Source organism: Luteibacter sp. CQ10 (assembly GCF_040900725.1).
Lineage (GTDB): Bacteria > Pseudomonadota > Gammaproteobacteria > Xanthomonadales > Rhodanobacteraceae > Luteibacter.
This window is the reverse complement of the sequence record NZ_JAEUYM010000004.1, coordinates 201,609-220,686: the sequence shown is the minus strand read 5'-3', so window position 1 is coordinate 220,686 and position 19,078 is coordinate 201,609. Positions and strand designations below refer to the sequence as shown.

Annotated in this window: 13 protein-coding genes; 7 read left to right on the top strand and 6 right to left on the bottom strand. The window is 67.1% G+C overall.

The window, feature by feature from the left end:
• Positions 1-4: 4 nt before the first annotated feature.
• Genes JNG39_RS16885 through JNG39_RS16875 form a run of 3 tightly spaced genes read right to left on the bottom strand, consistent with a single transcriptional unit; the run spans position 5 to position 3,740 of the window.
• On the bottom strand, positions 5-1,096 hold the full coding sequence (locus JNG39_RS16885; protein WP_368313078.1) for a dipeptide epimerase: 1,092 nt from the start codon (positions 1,094-1,096) through the stop codon (positions 5-7).
• 12 nt (positions 1,097-1,108) lie between these two features.
• Complete coding sequence (locus JNG39_RS16880; RefSeq protein WP_368313076.1) at positions 1,109-2,578, bottom strand: SH3 domain-containing protein; 1,470 nt, start codon at positions 2,576-2,578, stop codon at positions 1,109-1,111.
• A gap of 13 nt (positions 2,579-2,591) precedes the next feature.
• Positions 2,592-3,740: a DUF819 domain-containing protein gene (locus tag JNG39_RS16875; RefSeq protein ID WP_368313075.1), complete on the bottom strand. Its 1,149-nt coding sequence runs from the start codon at positions 3,738-3,740 to the stop codon at positions 2,592-2,594.
• Positions 3,741-3,947: 207 nt separating this feature from the next.
• On the opposite strand from JNG39_RS16875, the gene JNG39_RS16870 reads away from it, so the two are divergent.
• The 4 genes from JNG39_RS16870 (at position 3,948) to JNG39_RS16855 (ending at position 11,243) form a co-directional block, all read left to right on the top strand.
• A complete protein-coding gene (locus JNG39_RS16870; RefSeq protein WP_368313263.1) occupies positions 3,948-5,411 on the top strand; it encodes a transglutaminase-like domain-containing protein in 1,464 nt (487 codons plus the stop codon).
• Positions 5,412-5,480: 69 nt separating this feature from the next.
• Positions 5,481-8,447: a carboxypeptidase regulatory-like domain-containing protein gene (locus JNG39_RS16865; RefSeq protein WP_368313261.1), complete on the top strand. Its 2,967-nt coding sequence runs from the start codon at positions 5,481-5,483 to the stop codon at positions 8,445-8,447.
• A 224-nt stretch (positions 8,448-8,671) separates the two neighbouring features.
• Positions 8,672-9,367, top strand: coding sequence for a M15 family metallopeptidase (locus tag JNG39_RS16860; RefSeq protein WP_368313074.1), 696 nt, complete (start codon positions 8,672-8,674; stop codon positions 9,365-9,367).
• Between the two features lie 259 nt (positions 9,368-9,626).
• The gene (locus JNG39_RS16855; RefSeq protein ID WP_368313073.1) at positions 9,627-11,243 is read left to right on the top strand and encodes an NAD+ synthase; all 1,617 of its coding nucleotides are present in this window, start codon (positions 9,627-9,629) and stop codon (positions 11,241-11,243) included.
• Positions 11,244-11,414: 171 nt separating this feature from the next.
• On the opposite strand, the gene JNG39_RS16850 is transcribed toward JNG39_RS16855, so the two are convergent.
• On the bottom strand, positions 11,415-12,242 hold the full coding sequence (locus JNG39_RS16850; RefSeq protein ID WP_368313072.1) for an outer membrane protein assembly factor BamD: 828 nt from the start codon (positions 12,240-12,242) through the stop codon (positions 11,415-11,417).
• Positions 12,243-12,311: 69 nt separating this feature from the next.
• Here JNG39_RS16850 and rluD point away from each other — a divergent pair, with 69 nt between their 5' ends.
• Together rluD and pgeF are read left to right on the top strand one after the other, a co-directional pair.
• Positions 12,312-13,289 carry a 23S rRNA pseudouridine(1911/1915/1917) synthase RluD gene (rluD, locus tag JNG39_RS16845; RefSeq protein WP_368313070.1) on the top strand — a complete coding sequence of 326 codons (978 nt, stop codon included), beginning with the start codon at positions 12,312-12,314 and terminating at the stop codon, positions 13,287-13,289.
• Positions 13,290-13,292: 3 nt separating this feature from the next.
• Positions 13,293-14,009, top strand: a complete 717-nt coding sequence (pgeF, locus tag JNG39_RS16840) for a peptidoglycan editing factor PgeF (protein WP_368313068.1) — start codon at positions 13,293-13,295, stop codon at positions 14,007-14,009.
• 105 nt (positions 14,010-14,114) lie between these two features.
• Here pgeF and otsA read toward each other — a convergent pair whose 3' ends face one another.
• Entirely contained in the window at positions 14,115-15,530 is a 1,416-nt protein-coding gene (otsA, locus tag JNG39_RS16835) for an alpha,alpha-trehalose-phosphate synthase (UDP-forming) (RefSeq protein ID WP_368313066.1), read from the bottom strand.
• Positions 15,527-16,303, bottom strand: a complete 777-nt coding sequence (gene otsB, locus JNG39_RS16830; RefSeq protein WP_368313065.1) for a trehalose-phosphatase — start codon at positions 16,301-16,303, stop codon at positions 15,527-15,529. Before otsB ends, otsA begins: the two co-directional genes overlap by 4 nt.
• A gap of 172 nt (positions 16,304-16,475) precedes the next feature.
• On the opposite strand from otsB, the gene clpB reads away from it, so the two are divergent.
• Entirely contained in the window at positions 16,476-19,058 is a 2,583-nt protein-coding gene (clpB, locus tag JNG39_RS16825) for an ATP-dependent chaperone ClpB (protein ID WP_368313063.1), read from the top strand.
• Positions 19,059-19,078 lie beyond the last annotated feature (20 nt).

The following is a 19,078-nucleotide window of genomic DNA, read 5'->3' as shown; positions in this document are numbered from 1 at the left end:
CTTCCTACAGGACTTCCAGGCCGCGGATTTCGCGGATGCCGAGGCCGGGGGCGTCGGTGATGGAGATTTCCGACTCGTTGAAGGTAACCCCTCCGTCCACCGGATCGTAGGCGCACAGCGAGGGACCGTCGAGGTCCACCTTGGTGATGACGTCGGCCTTGGCCACGGCCACGTGCACGGCGGCGGCCACGCTGATGCTCGATTCGAGCATGCAGCCGATCATGCAGTCGATGCCGTGCAGCCCGGCGATGTCGGCGATGCGGATGGCGTTGGAGATGCCACCGGTCTTCATCAGCTTGATGTTGATGATGTCCGCCGCGCGCATGCGGATGAGTTCCATCACTTCCAGCGGACCGAACACGCTCTCGTCGGCCATCACCGGCGTATGCACGCGCTCGGTGACGTAGCGCATGCCTTCCAGGTCGCGCGCCTTCACCGGTTGCTCGACCAGCTCCAGGCGCACGCCGGCGTCTTCCAGCGCGTGCAATGCATAGACGGCTTCTTTCGCCGTCCAGCCCTGGTTGGCGTCGAGGCGAAGCAGGGCGCGGTTCTCCACGGCGGCATGGATGGCGCGCACGCGTTCGATGTCCACGCCGATGTCCTTGCCGACCTTGATCTTCAGCGATTCGAAACCGCGCTCCACGGCGGAGACCGAATCGGCCACCATCTTGTCGATGTAGTCGACGCTGATGGTGATGTCGGTGGTGATCACCGGATCGCCGCCGCCGAGCAGCTTGTAGAGCGGCGCGCCGTAGAGCTGGCCCCAGAGGTCGTAGACGGCGATCTCGACGGCGGCCTTGGCGCTCGTGTTGCGCTCCATCGCGCCCTGGATCAGGCGCGTGAGTCGGTTGAGGTCGGCCACGTCCTGCCCGATGAGGCGCGGCGCGATGTAATGGCGGATGGCATCGAGCACGGAGCCGTGCGTGTCGCCGGTGATGACCGCCGTGGCCGGGGCCTCGCCGTAGCCGATGCGGCCGTCGTCGGTATGCACCATCACGACGATGTCTTCCACGGTGTCGACGGTGCGCAGGGCGGTCTTGAAGGCGGTCTTGAGCGGCACGCGGAGCATGCCGAAGCGGATGTCGGTGATCTTCATGGAATGCGCCGTTTAGCGGATGCGGACGATGCTGGTCATGCGGTCGACGAAGGTGGCGTCGCCGTTGAACATCATCGGCAGGAGGGGCGTGACGGACACCGCGTTGAGCTTCACGTGGCGCAGGCTCCCGTCGGCCTGCCGGTAGCTCATGCCGCCCACGTCGTGGATCACGTAGGGCTGGCCGTCGATCTTGCCGATCACCATCATCACGTGGCCGGGGATGTAGACGAGGTCGCCCACCTCCAGCGCCATCGCCGCCTTCACGCGGGCGTCGTGGTGGTCCTTGTCCGTGTACACGGTGTGCTGAAGGCCCGGGCTGATGCTCTGGTCGCGCGTGTTGCGCGGCATCTGAACGCCCATGCTCCGGTACACGTCGGAGACGAAGCCGCTGCAGTCGCGGCCGTTGTAGGCATGGCCCCAGCCGTACCGTTCGCCGAGGAACTTGAACGCCTGGCGGATGACGTTCGCCCGCGTGAGCGGCAGGTAGTCCGGCGACGAATCCGCGTTGCGCTGGAGCAGGGCGGGATGGAACGACAGGTCGCCCTTCGCGTCGCGCACGGGCAGGCTGAGCGTCCACGAGGTGTACGCGGTCTGCCCGTTCACCGGCTGGTCCGGCGGCACCGCGGTATCCAGCGGCACGCGCGTGCCCATGTCCAGTTGCAGCTCGGAAAGCGCGGGCGCCTCGGGCGTGTAGACGGTGTCGGGTTTCGCGCCGGTGATCACCCGGTAGGGCGTGGCGTCCACGTGCGCGAAGATCGCCTTCGCGTCGCCGTAGGCGACGTCGTCGGCATGCATCCAGGCGGCATAGCGCGGGCTCACCACGAAGAGCCAATGGCCGTCGCGGCTCGCGTGCACCACCACGAGCGGATCGCCGGGGAATAACGTGCTTTCCTGGAAGCGGTCGATGTCGGTATCGCCCGCGTGGCTGAACACCCGAAGATCGGTGGGATAGCCGCGCAGGGCGCTGCGGCGCACGGCCATGCCGTAGCGTGGCGTCACGTCGACGGGCACGGCGTCGAGGGCGGCGTTCGCCATGATGGCGTCGACGGTAGCCGCGGGCACGGGCTTGCCTTCGACATCGAACAGCGGTTTCGACGGCGCCTTGGTGAGCTTTTCGATCCAGCCCTTCACCTGTTCGCGCGGCAACGTCGCGCCGAAGTGGCGGATGTCGTGCATGGACGGATCGAGCCGCGCCACCCTGTCGTTGAGCGCGGCGATGGCGCGCGCGTCGAGCACCACGGCGTCGGCGTCCGGCAGCCGGCTCACCCAGTACGAGGGGTCCAGCTGCGCGTCGGTGACGCCGAGCACTCCGGAAGGCGGGAGGTTCGTTTCGCCGATGCGATCGGCTCCCATCCCTTCGGCGGGAAGGGTGCTACCGGAAGGGGTGGGAGCCGATCGTATCGGCGAAGGGGCTTGCGAGTGCGCCTTGGCCGACGCGAGGGCCAAGGCCGCCACCAGCAGGGTGGTGCGAAGCATGTTCATACCGAGGTCCATGTCAGGAAGCCAGCGACGACAGCACGGAAGCCACGAGCAGGCCGAAGCCCGTACCGAGGATATAACCGAGCAAGGCCAGCAGGATGCCCACGGGCACCAGCGAGCGGGAATACGTGGCGGCCAATACGGGCGTGGCGGCGACACCGCCGATGTGGGCGAGCGAGGAAATGCCGCAAAGGTACAGGTCGAAATGGAACAGGCGCGCGAACAGGCACAGGAAGACCGCGTGTGTGGCGATGACGGTGACGCCGCACACGAGGTACAGCGGCGCCGCGGCGATGCCGGCGAAGCTGCTCTGCGACGCCAGCACCGCCACCACCGAGATCAGCAGCGCGCTCGATACGGCCTGCGCGCCGGGCAGCCTGGCCAGCGGCGTATGCGCGGCGACGAGGCCCGCGGCGGTGGCGATGAGGATGGTCCAGGTGGTCGCCGAGACCATGTTGCCTATCGGCATCAAGCTGCCCAGCACCGTGGACAGTGCGGCCACGCCCACGGCGATGCCCAGCCAGAGCAGCACGCTGTCGCCGGTAGCCGGTGCCCGCGTCACGGCCTGCGCCACCGCCATGTCCGCGCTCGACGTTGCGCGCGTCCATCGGTTGAACGCCGGCGCGAGGCGGGCGACGGAGAACAGCACTACCACCCACATCGAATAGCACAGGGCATCGGTGAGCAACGACGTCGCCAGCGACGCATCGGCCATGCCGATGGCCTGCTTTACCGCGATCATGTTCGCGGTACCGCCCATCCAGCTTCCCGAAAGCGCGGCCAGCGGCTTCCAGCCGTCGCCGGGCATCCAGTGGCGGAAGAGAAGGAAGGTGATGACGAAGGCGGCGAACAGGCTGATCGCGGTGCAGGCGAAGACGCCCAGCACGCGCGGACCCAGGGCGAGGATCGCGCGCAGGTCGCAGTTGATCATCAGCAGGAAGAGCAGGGCGGGCACCATGCGGGTCACCAGCATGTCCTGCGCCGCGTGGATCGCCGGCGTGGCCGTCCACGTCCCGGCGACCGACAGCGCGGTGACGGTGAGATAGGTGAGCACGATAGGAGGGAGCACCTCGAACACCTTCCAGCCGAAGCGGCGTTCGATCGCGGGCCAGAATCCCGCCGCAAGCAGCATCACGGCCAGGTAAGGCCAAACCGACTGGATCACGCGTCCCCCTCCGGGTGGTGTCGCCACGGCGTCAAGGAATATCTATTCCTGACGAGTTGCGACGAAGCATAAATTATTGACCGACGTTTGCAAGGATGTTACACAGCCAGGACGCACGACCCACCCACCACGGTTCGACGGGGATACCGAACGGTGAAAGCGGCCATCCGACCAGCGATCTTCCGCCATGCGCTCGCCGTGTGCCTGATGGTGCTCGCGCTGGATGCCAGGTCCGCGCGGGGCGATACCAGCCTGCCCAGGTCGCCATGGCCCGAACCGATCGCAAGCGACATCGATGCCGGCCACTTCAGGACCGCTGAATCCGCCATCGCCAAGGCCCTCGCCCAACCCGGCCTCGACGATACCCGGCGCGCCGCGCTGCTCTTCCAGCGCGAACGCATGCGCCGCATCCTGCTCGACTTCACCCTCGACGCCGATGCGGTGAAGACGCGCCTGCGCACGTCGATTCCCGATCTCACCGACGCTGAATTCGCACGCTGGGACGCCACGGGGCTGCTCGAGAAGCAGGTCGTCGATGGCCGCACGCTGTACTTCAATCGCGCACCGGGCAACCTGTTCCGCGTCAGCGCGGAGGCCCGTGCACGGCGGAAAAATCCCAAGCCGTTCGACGACGGTCCCAACGAAGTGCTCAACGACCACCATCGCGCGATCCGCGCCGAGGCGTTGCGCACGGGTAGGGTCAACGTGCTGCCCATGCGCGAGCGGGTGACGCAGACGCTCACCGTGCATCCCGATGCGGTGCCCGCGGGCGAGACGATCCGTGCTTGGATTCCCTATCCGCAGGACATCCCCGGCCAGCAGGACGACATCCGCCTCGTCGGCAGCGAACCGGGCAAGGCCGAGGTCGCACCGGCATCCACCGCGCAACGCACGGCCTATCTGGAAAAGAAGGCCGAGGCGGGCAAGCCCACCGTCTTCTCGGTGACCTATGAGGTGACCCTGCGCGGCCGTTACGTCGACATCGATCCGGCGAAGGTGAAGCGCGTACCGATCACCCCCGACCTCGCGCCCTACGTGGCCGAGCGCGCACCGCACGTGGTCTTTACCGACGACATGCGCGCGTTCTCCAAGAAGGTGGTGGGCGACGAGACCAATCCCTACCGGATCGCGCAAAAGCTCTTTGCCGCCGTCGACGCGATTCCCTGGGCTGGCGCGCGCGAATACTCCACGATCGCCAACATCGGCGACTACACGCTGCACGCCGGCCACGGCGACTGCGGCGAACAGACGTTGCTGCTCATCACGCTGCTTCGCCTCAACGGCATACCGGCGCGCTGGCAGTCGGGGTGGATCTTCTCGGACGGCCGTTACGACAATATCCACGACTGGGGCCAGCTCTATCTCGCGCCTTACGGCTGGGTGCCGATGGACGTGACGTTCGGACGCCTGGTGCCCGGCGCGCAGGCCAGGCCGGGCGACGACCGCCTGGCGTGGTTTTACCTCGGCGGCCTGGACGCCTATCGCATCGCGTTCAACGACGACTTCTCGCAGCCGCTGGTACCGGCCAAGACCTTCTTCCGTTCGGAGACGGTCGACTCGCAACGCGGCGAAGCCGAGTGGAAGGGCGGCAACCTTTATTTCGACCAGTGGGACTACGACTTCCGCTGGCAGCGCCTGGACATGCCGCAGGGGGGCGGCCCGGCGCGCTGACGGCGGCAAACACAGCCCGTTACATCATCTTATGGGAGTGGGGAGATGGGGGAGATCAGCACGCGGCGCATGCCGCGCCACGCCGCGCTTTGCATGGCGGTCTGCATGGGCCTGTCGCTGGGCGGCGCCGCACACGCGGCCAACACCGACGGCTCGATCGTTGGTCGCACGCGGCCGGGTGCCAGCGTTACGGTGCGCGACCCGTCGACGGGGCTGACCCGCACGGTGACCGCCGACCGCGACGGCAACTACCGCTTTCCCTTCCTGCCCATCGGTCACTACACGCTGGACAGCAGCCTCGACGGCCAACCCGTCGGCGAGGCCGCCCAGGTCAACGTGAGCCTGGGTAACGCCACCACGGTGAACCTCGTCGACCGATCGAAGGCCACCACCGAACTCGAAGGCGTGCGGGTGAGCGCGCCGGTGGTGATCTCGGCGGTGGACGTCAGCTCCACGGAAACCGCCACCAACATCAGCCGCGAGGAAATCCGCCGCCTGCCGGTGGATCAGAACGTGCAGGCCGTGGCCCTGCTGGCGCCGGGCGTGAACAAGGGCAACGCGGGCTTCGGCGGCATCTCGTTCGGCGGTTCGTCGGTGGCGGAAAACTCGTTCTACGTGAACGGCCTGAACGTCACCGATTTCTATAACCGCAACGGCTTCTCCCAGGCTCCCTTCGCCTTCTACCAGGAATTCCAGGTAAAGACCGGCGGCTACTCGGTGGAGTTCGGCCGCACCACCGGCGGCGTGGTCAACGCCGTCACGCGGTCGGGCACCAACGAGTTCAAGGCCGGCGCCGAGATGACCTTCGAGCCCAGTGCCTGGCAGGCCGCCGCGAAGAACCGCTACTGGGACGGCGAGCGCTACATCACCTCGTCGGAAGACCGCTACTCGCGCACCAAGATGAACGTGTATGCGTCCGGGCCCATCGTGAAGGACAAGCTGTTCTTCTTCGCGATGTACGAGGCACGGGGCTACACGCCGCAGAACACCGACAACGCGGGCACCGTGCTCACCCAGAACGACACCGATTCCGGCTTCTGGGGCGCGAAGGTCGACTGGCACATCAACGACAAGAACCTGTTCGAGTTCATGGCCTTCTCCGACAAGGACAAGAACGTGGGCAAGGTCTACAGCTACGACTACGACACCGATACGCTCGGCAACAAGAACGACGAAATCTACAGCGACACGGGCGGCCGCAACTGGGCGGGCACGTTCACCAGCTACCTGGTGGACAACCTGTCGATGAAGCTCATGTACGGCCGCAACGAGCGCGAGTCGTTCACGCGTGGCCAGTCCGACCTCGACTGCAATCCCGTCGCGCGAGCCACCGGCGTCGCCGGTCCCGGCGTGCCGCTGGGATGCAGCACGAGCACGGCGGTGGAAAAGCGCAACGACACGCGCAAGCAGTCGCGCGCCGATTTCGAATGGACGCTGGGCGACCATGTCGTGCGTTTCGGCTACGACCATGAGATCGACACCTCGGACTACTCGCGCCATTACCCCGGTCCGGGGGCGTTCTACTACAACATCTATCCGACCACGTCGGGATCCACCATCGAGAACGGTGGCGTGGTGCCCGCCGGTTACGATGCCTACGTCCGTGCCCGTCGCTACGAGATCGCCGGTACGTTCGAAACCACGAACAGCGCCTATTACGTCGAGGACAACTGGAACATCACGCCCGACCTCCTTCTCAACGTGGGCCTGCGCCGCGACGCCTTCGACAACAAGACCGGTGAGGGCCGCAGCTACATCAAGATGGACAACATGATCGCGCCGCGCCTGGGCTTCTCCTGGGACGTGAAGAGCGACGGCACGATGAAGGTCTTCGGCAACCTCGGCCGTTATTACCTGCCGGTCGCCAACGTGATCAACATCAAGCAGGCCGGCGGCCTGCTCGACGAGCGCACCTACTACGGCTTCGGCGGTTACCAGATCCTCGATCGCAACGGCTCGTCCTATGCGATACCCGTGCTCGGCCCACAGATCGGTGGCGTGGATACGTCGCAGGGCGACGGCACGGTGGGCGACCTGCGTTCCGAAGTCGACAAGCACATGGACTCGGTGTACCAGGACGAAGCCATCCTCGGCTTCCAGCAGGCCATCTCCGACACCTGGTCATGGGGCGTGAGCGGCACCTATCGCAAACTGCACAACGCCATCGACGACATGAACATCACCGCCACGCCGCAGTGCGGCCCCGCGGGCAAGATCGGCTATGTGATGGCCAACCCCGGGCGCAACGTCACCGTGTGGGGCGATACCAACTGCGACGGCGTGGCCGACGGTTACCTCACCATCGACACCTCGAAAGAGGGCTGGGCGCTCTACGACGCCTCGGGCAACTACCTCGGCCAACGCGGCTGGAAGAAGCCCAAGCGCACCTTCGCCTCGATGGAGTTCCAGCTCGACCGCGCATGGGACGACAAGTGGATGTTCAACGCCTCCTACGTGCTGTCGTGGAATCGCGGCAATGCCGAGGGGCCGGTGAACTCCGACACCAATTTCGACGACACCGGCCGCACGGAAAACTTCGACGATCCCTGGGTGAACCTCTCCAGCGGTTACCTGCCCAACGATCATCGCCACCAGTTCAAGCTGCGAGGCACCTACGCGATCAGCAAGCAGTGGCAGGTGGGCGCGGACCTCACGGCGCTGTCGGGGAGCCCGATCACCGGATACGGCGTGGGTAATCCCTACGACAAGACCGTGTACCACAGCTATTTCATCTGCGTGGAGAACTGCACGGATCCGGTGTCGGAGAACCGGGTCTACAGGGCGTCGCCGCGCGGTGCGTCGCGCACGCCTTGGACCTTCGACCTGGGCGCGAGCATCACCTACCTGCTTCCGCTGGACGAAAAGAACAACCTGCGCGTGAAGCTGGCGGTCTACAACCTGCTCAACCAGCAGCGCACGCTGGGCGTCGACCAGGACCTGCAGACCTCGGTCGGCGGGCTCAACCCGACCTACCTGCAGCCGCAGCGCTTCCAGTCGCCGCGGTTCGGACAGCTCACGGTATCGATCGACTTCTGAGAGCCGATGTCGTGTTCTCGTCCATCATGAACCGGGGGCGCTGGATTCCTGCGCACGCAGGGCGCCTTCCGCCGCCCTCGATGAGAGGTACCATCGAGCGGAGTACACGCGTTGCCTCGTGCCTCGGCAGAACCAGCGCTTGGACGACGAATCGTGGCTGGCGCGCTCCACTCCCTGCCAGCCGGGCATGACCAGGACCGATCGCGATGCCGACTTCCACGACCATGACTACCTGGCTTTTCCTGGCCCTCGCGCTTGCCCCAGGCGTGCGGGCGGACGATGCGTTTCCCCTGTCCCACGCCCGCACGGCGGCCGAGGCGGGCCTGACCGACGTGCGCTCGCTCGTGCCGGACATCGACGAGGACATGCGCTACGCGGGCGCGGACAATTTCACCGGCGCACCGGTCGATGGGTATCGGGCACCGAAGTGCTTCCTTCGCACCGCCGCCGCGAAGGCGCTCGCCGCCGTCGACGCCGACCTGCGTGGCGAGGGGTACCGGCTTCGCGTATGGGATTGCTATCGACCCGCCCGCGCCGTCGCCGCGTTCGTTCGGTGGGCGGGCGATCTGTCGGACGTGCGCACGAAGGCGGCGCACTACCCGAACCTCGGCAAGGACAAGCTGCTCGGCGAATACATCGCTCCGGTATCCGGGCACAGCCGCGGTGCCACGGTGGATCTCACGCTGACGCGTTGCGATGGGGGCCATTGCGTGCCGCTGGACATGGGAACGGATTTCGATGTCTTCGATCCGCTGGCGCACACCGACGACCCGCGCATCACGGCCGCGCAGCGGGCGAACCGGCAACGGCTGAAGCGGGCGATGCAGGCCCACGGCTTCGTCAACTATCCGGCGGAGTGGTGGCATTACTCGCTGCCGGCGGCCGCTTCCGCGGCGATCTTCGACGTGGAGGTGCGGTGACGCGGCAGTCCACCCATCGTCATTCCTGCGCACGCAGGAATCCAGCGCCGCCAGGTGGGCTTTCGCGAGGCGGCCTCCTGCGAAAAGCCGATGGAGCGTCGTCGCGAAGGTCGTGGACCGGGGCGCTGGGTTCCTGTTTTCACAGGAACGACGGTGCGGGGCGCGGCGTTGCCCGAAGCGACTTGGCGCCGCTTCCGACGCGGCTCCCACGGCGTCCGCGCGGTATCATGGGCGATCCCCGCGACCGCACGGATCCCCCATGTCCATCTTTCGCTTCGCCCTGGCCCAGTACGATTTTCCGGTCGGTGCCACGGCCGGCAACGCGCTGAAGGTCAAGGCCTTGGCGGCCGAGGCGCGCGATCGCCTCGGCGCCTCGCTCATCGCGTTTCCCGAGCTCACCCTGTCGGGCTACCCGCCCGAGGATCTGCTCCAGCGGCCGAGCTTCCTCGCCTCCTGCGCCCGTGAACTCGAGGAGCTCGCGCCGTCCATCGACGGCATTTCGGCGGTGGTCGGGCATCCGGATACACAGGGCGAGGTGTACAACGCCGCCTCGCTGATCCGCGAGCGCCAGGTCGAGTGGACGTACCACAAGCAGGCGCTGCCCAATTACACGGTGTTCGACGAGAAGCGCTACTTCCGTCCCGGCGACACCTCTCGCGTCTTCACCATCGAAGGCGTGCGCGTGGGCATGCTCATTTGCGAAGACATCTGGGAGGCCGAACCCGCCGCCCAGGCGGCGCAGGCGGGTGCCGAACTCATCCTCGTGATCAATGCATCGCCCTACGACAAGCGCCAGGCGTCCACGCGCGAAGCGCTGCTGCGCCAGCGTGCCGTCGACAACGGCGTCGCCATTGCCTACGTAAACCTCGTGGGGGGGCAGGACGACCTCCTGTTCGACGGACATTCGTTGCTGGTGCAACCCGACGGCAGCATCGCCGCGCGCGCGCCGTCGTTCGAGGACATGCTGCTGGCCGTGGACTACGACACGCAGGCGAAGCGCCTCGCGGCGGTCGACTGGCCGGCGGATCGACCGACCTCGAGCGAAGCCGTCATGTACGCCGGCCTCGTGCGCGGGGTGCGCGACTACGTCGGCAAGAACGGCTTCTCCGGCGTGCTGCTCGGCCTGTCCGGCGGTATCGACTCCGCCCTGACCCTCGCCATCGCGGTGGATGCGCTGGGCAAGGACAAGGTCACCGCGGTGATGATGCCCACCGAGTACACCTCCGACCTGTCGTTGCGCGAAGCCAAGGCCCAGGCGGAGCACCTGGGCGTGGAATACCACGTGCTGCCGATCGAGGGCATCTACCAGGCGTTCACCGGTACGCTGGCGCCCGTGTTCGCCGGGCGCGCGCCGGACATCACCGAAGAGAACCTGCAATCGCGCGCGCGCGGCGTGCTGCTCATGGCCATGTCGAACAAGACCGGCCGCCTGCTGCTCTCCACAGGCAACAAGAGCGAAATGGCGGTGGGCTACGCTACCCTCTACGGCGACATGTGCGGCGCCTACGCGCCCCTGAAGGATGTGTACAAGACCGTGGTATACGGTCTCTCGCGCTGGCGGGCCGCCATCGACGGGGCCATCCCCGAGGCAGTGATCGAGCGCCCGCCCTCGGCCGAACTGCGTCACGACCAGACCGACCAGGATTCGCTGCCGCCCTACGACGAGCTGGATGCCATCCTCGAGCACTTCATCGAGGGCGAGGCCTCGGCGGAGGACATCATCGCCGCCGGCCACGACGACACCACGGTACGCCGGGTGATCCGCCTCGTGTTCATCAACGAGTTCAAGCGCCGCCAGGCGGCACCGGGACCGCGGGTGACGACCAAGGCGTTCGGGCGGGAGAGGCGTTACCCGATCACCTCGGGCTGGCGATAAGCCGTCCTTCCTGTGAAAACAGCAAGCCAGCGCCCCGGTCTCGGGTACCCGCGGTCGCTTTCCATCGGCGTTTCGTAGGGGGGCTTCTCGCTAAAACCTGCCCTATCGCGCTGGGTTCCTGTTTTCACAGGAACGACGAGCAAAAAAAAGCCGGCTTTCGCCGGCTTCTTCTTAGTGGTGACCCGAGAACGGAATCGCCTTCCTCAGCGTCGACGGGTGGTGCGGCCACTCCGGATCGGTGAGGTAGGGGTGGTCTGGGTAGTTCAGGGCCAGCACCTGGCGGGTCTGGTCGGCCAGCGGCTTGCGGTCGAGGGCCAGGTAGCTGCGGGTGAGGATCGCCAGGGCGTCGGCGGTTTCCGGCGACTGCTGGTAGTGCTCGATCACGTACTGGGAGCGGTTGGCCGAGGCGATGTAAGACCGGGTGCGCAGGTAGTACTCGGCCACGTTCACCTCGAAGCGGGCCAGCTGGTTGCGCAGGAAGATCATGCGCTGGCGGGCGTCGGTGGCATAGGCGCTGTTCGGATAACGACGGGTCAGCTGGCTGAAATCGTCGAACGCGGTCAGGTTGAAACCCTGGTCGCGGCGCGTGGAGGCATCGGAGCTGCGGTTGAAATAGCGCTCGATGAAACCGCCCGTACGGTCGAAATTGATCAGGCCGCGCAGGTAATAGGCATAATCTGCGTGCTTGTGGGTCGGAAACGTCTTGATGAAGCGGTTGATCGTCGAGTACGCGTCGTCCGGCTTGTTGTCCTTGTACTGCGCGTAGGCCAGTTCGATCTGGGCCTGCTCGTTGATGTCGCCGGACGGGAAGCGCGCGATCAGGCGCTGATAGGCCTTTTCCGCGGCGGCATAGTCGGCGTGCTCGAGCGACTCGTGGGCGTTGGCGTACAGCCGCTCGACCGGCATGGTGTCGATCGTTTCCTTCTTGCTGCGAAACATCGAGCAGGCGCTCATCGACAGGGCGAGGAGGAGCAGAATGGTGATCTTGGTTGCACGCATTGAGAGAGTTCGGATGCTTGAGCGAAAGGGCATGATAGCCGAAACCGGCCGCCGGCCGGGCGAGGTGGTATGACGACGAAGGTAAGGCACGAGGCCACGGTCCCCGTGGCGGCGGCGGGACGGCGTTTCGACCAGTCCCTGGCCGAGATGTTCCCCGACTATTCCCGATCCCGGCTCACGGCCTGGATCAAGGAAGGCAAGGTGCTGCTCGACGGCGCCCCCGTGGCGCCCCGGCACCTGGTGCGGGGCAACGAGACGGTGGTGCTGGAGGCGGAGCTGGCGGCCGAGGTCCACGCCCAGCCGGAGGACATCGCCCTGAACATCCTCCACGAGGATGCCGACCTGATGGTGATCGAGAAGCCCGTGGGGCTGGTCGTGCACCCGGGTGCGGGCAACCCGGCCGGTACGATGCTGAACGCGTTGCTGCACCACGACCCCGCGCTGGCCGGGCTGCCGCGTGGCGGCATCGTGCACCGCCTGGACAAGGACACCTCGGGCCTGATGGTGGTGGCCCGGTCCATCGCCGCGCAGACCGCGCTGGTGGCGATGCTGTCCCGGCACGACGTGCACCGCCAGTACGAGGCGGTGGTGCTGGGCACGATGGTGGCCGGCGGCACGGTGGACGAGCCGATCGGCCGCCACCAGCACGATCGCCTGAAGCAGGGCGTGCGCGACGTGGAGATGGGCGGCAAGGAGGCGGTCACGCATTACCGCGTGCGCGAGCGTTTCCGCGCCCACAGCGTGCTCCAGTGCAACCTGGAGACCGGCCGCACCCACCAGATCCGCGTGCACATGGCCCATATCGGCCATCCCCTGGTCGGCGACCCGCTTTACGGCAACGGCCTGCGTCTGCCCCGCGGGGCCGGCCAGGCCCTGATCGATGCCCTGCGCGGCTTTCGCCGGCAGGCCCTGCACGCCGAGAAGCTCGCGTTCGAGCATCCGGTCACCGGGGAGTACCTGGAGTTCGATTCCCCGCGCCCGCCGGAGCAGGAGGCGCTGATCGAGGCCCTGCGCGCCGATACGCTCGAGCATCCGATCGAGGATTGACCCATGTGGATTCGTCCGGACTGGGAGGCGACCGTGGGCGCGGCGGTGTCGACGCGGCAGGGCCCCGGCGTGTCCGAGGGGCCCTATGCCCGGTTCAACCTCGGCCTGCGCTCGGGCGACGACGTGGATGCCGTGCGGGCCAACCGCGCAGCGCTGATCACGGAGCTCGGCCTGCCCGCCGAGCCCCTATGGCTGCGCCAGGTCCACGGCACGGCCGTGGCCGAGGGGCTGCCCGCGGCCGAGGAGCCGGAGGCGGACGCCGCCGTGGTTTCCGGTCCCGGGCGGGTGCTGGTGATCCTCACGGCGGACTGCCTGCCCGTGCTGTTCGTGTCGGCCGACGGACAGACCGTCGGCGCGGCGCACGCGGGTTGGCGCGGATTGGCCGCCGGCGTGCTGGAGCGGACCGTGGAACGCATGGGCGCGGATGGCGTGCAGGCGTGGCTGGGGCCGGCCATCGGCGCGGCCTCCTATGAGGTGGGCGAGGAGGTCCGCGCGGCGTTCGTCGATGGCGATGCCGGTGCGGTCGCGGCCTTCGTGGCGACGCGGCCCGGGCATTGGCTGTGCGATCTCTACGCGCTGGCGCGGCGTCGATTGGCGGCGGCGGGCGTTGGCCGGGTTTCGGGGGGCGGCTTCGATACGTTCACCGACGAGCGGCTTTATTCGTACCGGCGCGACGGGGCGAAGAGCGGGCGGTTCGCCTCGCTCATCTGGACGCGCTGAGGGTTCGGGATTCGCCGATACGATCGGCTCCCACCCCTTCGGTCGATACCTCGCTACCGAAGGGGTGGGAGCCGATCGTATCGGCGAATCGGGCTCGCGAGGCGCTCAGGGCGCCATCACCGGCGTCGGCACGTAGATCTCCGGCTTCACTTTCGGCGGCTCCATCAACGCATGCAGGAACGCGTTGCGCCATGCCGTGATGTCGTTGCGTTCGAGCACGTCCATCATCGACTGCCAGCGCATGCGGCGCTCCTTCAGCGGCATTTCCAGCGCGCGCTTCAAGGCCTCCGACACCTCGTCGAGATCGGACGGATTCACCAGCAGCGCCGCGTCCAGTTCCTGCGCCGCACCGGCGAAGCGCGAAAGCACCAGCACGCCGGGGTCCTGTGGATCCTGGCAAGCCACGTATTCCTTCGCCACGAGGTTCATGCCGTCGCGCAGCGGCGTCACCAGGCCCACCTTGGCCGTGCGGAAATAACCCGCCAGCACCTTGTGGCCGAACGACTTGTTCACGTAGCGGATGGGCACCCAATCCGGTTCGGCGTACTGACCGTTGATGTGCCCCGCGCTGCGCTCCAGCTCGCGACGCAGCGAGCGGTACTCGGGCACGTCAGAACGCGAAGGCGGGGCGATCTGCAGCAGCGATACGCGCCCGCGAAGGTCCTTGTGGTCGCGCAGCAGCCGGGCGAAGCCCTCGAAACGCTCCGGCAGGCCCTTGGAATAGTCCAGGCGATCCACGCCGATGATCAGCGCGCGATCGTCGATGGAAGCCTTGAGCTTGGCGACCGCGCCCGCGTCCTCGGCGCGATGGGCCAGTTCCACCGCCTCGGCGGTGTCGATGCTGATCGGGAACACGCCCGCACGGAAGATGCGCCCGTTGGCCGCGCGGATGCGTCCGCCCGTGCGCATCGCGGCGCCCAGTTCATGCAGGAAGTAGTCTTCCAGCGCGCGCAGGTCGCGCTGCGTATGCAGGCCCACGAGATCGTACGAGGCGAAGGATTCGAGGATCTCGCGGTGGCGGGGCAGGGTGATGAGCAGACCGGCCGAGGGCAGCGGGGTATGCAGGAAGAAACCGATGCGGTTCTCCACGCCCAGTTCGCGCAGCATCGCGGCCAGCGGAATCAGGTGGTAGTCGTGCACCCAGACGATGTCGTCTTTCTTCAGCAGCTTCGCGACGCGCTTGGCGAAGATGCGGTTGACCCGCAGGTAGCCTTCCAGGTGGTCGCGGCGGTAATCGACCAGGTCGCCGCGGTAGTGGAACAGGGGCCAGAGCGCACGGTTGGCGAAACCGCTGTAGTAATCGTCGTGGTCCGCCTTGGAAAGATCGATGGTGGCGTAGCTGATGTGCCCGTCCTCGACCTCATGCAGCTCCTTGCCCGTTTCGGCGGCCAAGTTGCCGCTCCAGCCGAACCAGAGGCCGCCCATTTCCTGCAGGGCCGCGTTCATCGCGGAGGCCAGGCCGCCGGTCTGGGTCTGCTTGGGCAGCGCCACCCGGTTCGATATGACGACTAGTCGGCTCATGTTGCGTTTGCGGCTCCCCGCGTGAGTGTGGTCTTCACGGTGTTCAGCCAAGCGTGGACGTCGGCCGGGCTAGACAACGTGAACGCCGCGTGCGTCGGCGTCCTGTCGCCGATGCGCACCGAGGCGCCGCCACGCTCGTTCACCAGCGCGAAGGCATGTTCATCGGTGAGGTCGTCGCCGAGGTAGACGGGAACACGGCCACGAAACGGCGCTTCGTCGAGGAACCGGGACACGGCGATGCCCTTGTCCATGCCCCGGGGCTTGAACTCGTATACGCGGTTGCCCGGCTGCAGTTCGAAGCCGCGGAAGGCGGCGACGATCTCCGGGGCGCGTCGGGCCAGTTCCGCGTCGTATTCCGGACGCTCGCGGCAATGCAGTGCCACCGACCAGCTCTTGTCCTCCACGCGCACGCCCGGCAACGCGTCCCCCACGGCGTGCACCGTGGCACGCAGGCGCGACAGTTCGTCGCGGTCGACCGACATGGTGGTCACCTTGCCGCGCCCGTCCCGGCGCTCGAGGCCGTGTTGGCCGGCGGCGGCCCAGCCGGGTCGGCCGAAGATGCGGTCGAGCCCGTCGACGGGGCGTCCGCTCACGAGGGCGAGGGCGCCGCCGAGAGCGGCGTGCAGCGTATCCAGCGTGGCGACGAGTCCGGCGGCGGGGGCCACGGCGTCCGGATCGTCGGCGAAGTCGAGCAGGGTGCCGTCGGCATCGAGGAAGAGGGCGCTTCCGGGATGGATAAGATCGGACGGCGGTGGCGGGAGGCGGGCGGTCACGGCGGCTCCATGGAAGGAAACCGGTCGAGGATGCCCGTGCGAACGTGAAAGATCCGCTATCTCCCGCGCGTGATATACCGTTGAAGCCGAAGGATCTCACCCGCATCTGTGACGCCAGAGGCGGTCGCGGGGAGGGTCCCGGGGGCGCCGGAACCTTTCGGAGACTACAACCATGCGAATGGACAGACTCACGTCGCGTTTCCAGCAGGCGCTGGCCGATGCGCAGTCGCTGGCCGTCGGCCGCGACCACAACATGATCGAACCGGTGCACGTCATGGCCGCGCTGCTCGACCAGCAGGGCGGATCCACGGCACCCCTGCTCACCCAGGCCCAGGTCAACGTGCCGGCGCTGCGCCAGCGCGTAAACGAGATCCTCGACCGCCTGCCGAAGGTGAGCGGGCAGGAAGGCACGGTCAACCTCGGCAACGACCTGAGCCGCGTGCTCAATCTCACCGACAAGCTGGCCCAGCAACGTGGCGACCAGTTCATCGCCAGCGAGCTGTTCGTGCTGGCGGCGCTGGAGGATCGCGGCGAACTCGGCGGCGTGATGAAGGCCGCCGGGGCCACGAAGGAGCGCCTGGAGGCCGCCATCGACAAGCTGCGCGGCGGCGAGAAGGTGCAATCGGAAAACGCCGAGGAGCAGCGCCAGGCGCTGGAGAAGTACACCATCGACCTCACCGAGCGCGCGGAGAGCGGCAAGCTCGATCCGGTGATCGGCCGCGACGAGGAGATCCGTCGCACGATCCAGGTGCTGCAGCGTCGCACCAAGAACAATCCCGTGCTCATCGGCGAGCCCGGCGTCGGCAAGACCGCCATCGTCGAAGGCCTCGCCCAGCGCATCGTCAACGGCGAGGTGCCCGAGGGCCTGCGCGACAAGCGCGTGCTGTCGCTCGACATGGGAGCGCTCATCGCCGGCGCGAAGTTCCGCGGCGAATTCGAGGAGCGCCTCAAGGGCGTGCTCAACGACCTCTCCAAGCAGGAAGGCCGGGTCATCCTCTTCATCGACGAGCTGCACACGATGGTCGGCGCGGGCAAGGCCGACGGCGCGATGGACGCGGGCAACATGCTCAAGCCCGCGCTGGCGCGCGGCGAGCTGCATTGCATCGGCGCCACCACGCTCGACGAATACCGCAAGTACGTCGAGAAGGACGCCGCGCTCGAGCGCCGCTTCCAGAAGGTCTACGTCGGCGAGCCCAGCGTGGAAGACACCATCGCGATCCTGCGCGGCCTGAAGGAGCGCTACGCCGTGCACCACGGCGTGGAGATCACCGATCCCGCGATCGTCGCGGCCGCCACGCTGTCCGCGCGCTACATCCCCGATCGCCAGCTGCCCGACAAGGCCATCGACCTGATGGACGAGGCCGCGTCGCGCATCCGCATGGAGATCGATTCGAAGCCGGAAGAACTCGACCGCCTGGAACGGCGCCTCATCCAGCTGAAGATCCAGCGCGAGATGCTCAAGAAAGAGCAGGACGACGAATCGAAGCAGCGCCTCGCCAACCTCGAGGCCGACATCGAGAAGCTCGATCGCGAGTTCTCCGACCTCAACGAGGTATGGAAGTCGGAAAAGGCCACGCTGCAGGGCGCCACGAAGATCAAGGAGCAGATCGAGCAGGCCCGCCTCGAACTGGAAGCCGCGCAGCGCCGCCAGGACTACGGCGCGATGAGCGAGATCCAGTACGGCCGCCTGCCGGCTTTGGAAGCGCAACTGGCCGCGGCGCAGCAGGCCGAGAAGCAGGATTTCACGCTTCTGCAGGATCGCGTCACCGCGGAGGAAATCGCCGAGGTGGTCGCGCGCTGGACCGGTATCCCGGTGGCGAAGATGCTCGAGGGCGAGCGCGAGAAGCTGCTGCACATGGAAGAGGCGCTGCACGGGCGCGTGGTGGGCCAGGAAGAAGCGGTGCGTGCCGTTTCCGACGCGATTCGTCGCGCGCGCGCCGGCCTGTCCGATCCGAATCGTCCGTACGGTTCGTTCCTGTTCCTTGGTCCGACCGGCGTGGGCAAGACCGAGCTGTGCAAGGCGCTGGCCGACTTCCTCTTCGACACGCAGGACGCGATGGTCCGCATCGACATGAGCGAGTTCATGGAGAAGCACTCCGTGAGCCGGCTGGTCGGCGCGCCTCCGGGTTACGTGGGTTACGAAGAGGGCGGCTACCTCACCGAGGCGGTGCGTCGACGCCCCTACAGCGTGATCCTGCTCGACGAGGTCGAGAAGGCCCACCCGGACGTCTTCAACATCCTGCTGCAGGTGCTCGACGACGGCCGCCTCACGGACGGCCAGGGCCGCACCGTCGATTTCCGCAACACGGTCATCGTCATGACCTCGAACCTCGGGTCGAACCTGATCCAGGAACAGGCCGGCGACAGCGAAGCGGATTACCTGCAGATGAAGGCCTCGGTGCTCGGCGTGGTGCAGGCGCACTTCCGCCCGGAGTTCATCAACCGCCTCGACGACCTCGTGGTGTTCCGTCCGCTGGACAAGAAGCAGATCCGCGCCATCGCGCGCATCCAGCTGGACTACCTGGGCAAGCGCCTGGCCGAACGCCAGCTGGGCCTGGAGATCACCGACGCGGCGCTCGACCTGCTCGGCAGTGCGGGCTTCGATCCCGTGTACGGCGCGCGTCCGCTCAAGCGCGCGATCCAGCAGCAGTTGGAGAACCCCCTGGCGCAGCGCATCCTGCAGGGTGCGTTCTCGCCAGGCCAGACGGTGACGGTGGACTCGGACGGCAGCCACCTGATCTTCACCGCAGCCTGACCCGGACGGCCATCGTTCGT